Below are 2,444 nucleotides of genomic sequence, written 5' to 3'. Positions count from 1 at the left end.
CATGGGGTACTTCTATAAAGATGACGATTACACAACCAATATTCTAAACGTTGACCTACATGCAAAAGGACAAACCGTTATCGGTAATATGCCAGCAACAGTTGCTATTGGATTTGAAAGTAACTTTTTTAAAATCGAGGATTTCAAAGGTACTGCTGTTGGAATTGGCGGTTCACTAAGGCTAAACCTACCAAGCGCACCTGGCTTATCATTTGAAACAGATCTACATTATGCGCCCAAGGTACTATCTTTTGGAGACTCTGACGAGTTCAGTCGTTTTAGAACCCAAGTCAATTACCGAATTATTGAAAATGCCGATATCGCATTCGGCTTCCGCTATATGAATGTTGGCAGCGAATTAGATGGCAAGAATGAAACCCTTGAAAGCGGCGTATACCTTGGTCTTCAGTTAGCACTATAAGACTCAGGAGAGCACTGCAAACGCAGAGACTAAGCCGGATTCATCAGATAAACTAATGTGTATAGTCTCTGCACCCATTTCTTCCATTTTTAATTTTGCTTTTTGGTGCAAGACAGCAACAGGTTGCCCGCTCACCGAATGCGCGAGCTCTATATCATGCCAGGTAATACCCTGAGAGACCCCAGTACCCAAAGCCTTTGATACAGCTTCTTTGACAGCAAAACGCTTAGCTAAGAAGTTGTCTGGACGATTCGATTCAAGAAAGGAGTCAAACTCGTTGGGGGATAATATCCGCTTTGCAAAGCGCTCTCCATAACGCTCGAGGGATCTGGCAATTCTCTGGATTTCAACCAGGTCATTGCCAATACCTTTAACAGTCATAATTCACTATTAGCTCGTAGATTGTATTAAGGCATTCATTTCACGAACCGCATCCTTTATGCCAACAAACAAAGCCCTAGCAATGATACTATGCCCTATATTGAGTTCGTTAATACCGGGTATGGCCGCTATCGCATGCGTATTATGATAGTGCAAACCGTGCCCTGCATTAACAATCAGGCCATGAGACAAGGCCAAGTTCAAACCACTACGAATCCTTCCTAACTCTGCTTGCAATTCAAGCGGATCCTTACACTCGGCATAATGCCCTGTGTGAATCTCAATGGCTTGAGCACCGCAACGAACAGCCGCTTCAATTTGCGCAGGCTCAGGATCGATAAACAGAGAAACTTCTGAACCAATCTCACTCAAGCGAGCGCAGGCATCCTTAATACGATCTTCCTGCGCAATGACATCCAAGCCACCCTCAGTAGTCAGCTCCTCTCTTTTCTCAGGCACCAAACAACAATGTTCAGGCTTAACCTTCTCGGCAAGCCCTAGCATATTTTCGGTTACTGCCATTTCAAGATTCATTCGAGTTTGCAAGGTTTCCTTCATCACCAGTACATCTCGCTCTTGAATATGGCGTCGATCTTCACGCGGATGAATTGTAATACCATCTGCTCCAGCCTCTTCAGCCAGTAAAGCAGCTTGAACAGGGTCAGGGTAACGTGTGCCACGAGCCTCTCTCAAGGTTGCCACGTGATCAACGTTCACGCCTAATAAAACTCTGCCATTAGGATTTTCCATCAAATTTACCCCTTAAACTTTATCGGACGAAATAACTCTCGACTTTTTATCACCTGACCACCCAAAGCATCATCAACCAGATAGCGCATCAACTGCTTGGCCTTTAAGTACTCTTCCTTTTGCCAGGTAGAGCCATTAACAATATCTAAAGTACTGATAAGCGATATTGCTTTTCCACTTATAATAAACACACTTCCTAAGTTAGAGCTGGCCTTACCAACTCCTTCAAAACCTTGCTGTGAAAGAAACTTATATCCCTGATCCTTCTGAATCTTGTGACCATAAATATCATGTTCAAAATCAGGCAGTAATCCTAGCTCACTCAGTAAAAGGTATTCAAATTTTCGCAAACAGCGCTGCAAGTCTTGCCCTTCAGCTAGCTGATCCAAACAATCTACATAGTTTGAGAACACTCCCAGGCTTGGCTCATTGTCCGGTACTAGCTTCAGAACCAATTCATTAAGGTAGTAAGCACTAAAAAGATAGTTTGCGCGAAGCTTATAGGGCTGGCTTGGAACATCGACGGATCGAAGTGTTTTGATTGAAGAGCGGCCACTCCAAGAGAGCAAAAGAGCCTGAAAGGGTTGAAGCAAGGCTGACCAAGCACTTCCTTTTCGCAAGGCCCCTTTTGCGATCAAAGTAAGCCGTCCGAAATTAAGTGAAAACACATCAACTAAAAGACTGGACTCCTGATAAGGGCGCCGGTTCAAAACATAAACCGCTTGCTGCTCCTCAATCATACTCATGCACTGACCGCCCCCTATTTAAAGGAGCCTTACTCGTCTCGATAACCCAAACTCTTTAAAGCCCTTTCATCATCAGACCAACCACTTTTGACCTTAACCCATAGGTTTAACATCACCTTGGTATCAAACAAGCGCTCCATTTCTTT

At 44.0% G+C, this 2,444-nt stretch carries 4 protein-coding genes and 1 pseudogene; 1 reads left to right on the top strand and 4 read right to left on the bottom strand.

Annotated features, from left to right (window positions below; translation table 11 throughout):
- The coding region (locus A3735_RS11405; RefSeq protein WP_068638089.1) for a YfaZ family outer membrane protein at nt 1-421 on the top strand (421 nt) is incomplete at its 5' end.
- 3 nt (nt 422-424) lie between these two features.
- On the opposite strand, the gene acpS is transcribed toward A3735_RS11405, so the two are convergent.
- From acpS to A3735_RS30885, 4 genes and pseudogenes are all read right to left on the bottom strand, one after another.
- Nucleotides 425-802: a holo-ACP synthase gene (gene acpS, locus A3735_RS11400; protein WP_068507884.1), complete on the bottom strand. Its 378-nt coding sequence runs from the start codon at nt 800-802 to the stop codon at nt 425-427.
- Between the two features lie 9 nt (nt 803-811).
- Complete coding sequence (gene pdxJ, locus A3735_RS11395; RefSeq protein ID WP_068507886.1) at nt 812-1,552, bottom strand: pyridoxine 5'-phosphate synthase; 741 nt, start codon at nt 1,550-1,552, stop codon at nt 812-814.
- Between the two features lie 5 nt (nt 1,553-1,557).
- On the bottom strand, nt 1,558-2,298 hold the full coding sequence (recO, locus tag A3735_RS11390) for a DNA repair protein RecO (RefSeq protein WP_082880395.1): 741 nt from the start codon (nt 2,296-2,298) through the stop codon (nt 1,558-1,560).
- Between the two features lie 29 nt (nt 2,299-2,327).
- Nucleotides 2,328-2,444, bottom strand: a pseudogene (locus A3735_RS30885) (GTPase Era); the annotation flags it as partial.

Source organism: Oleiphilus sp. HI0061, assembly GCF_001635675.1.
Note: the sequence above shows the minus strand (reverse complement) of the source record. Positions and strands in the feature narration are given on the sequence as shown.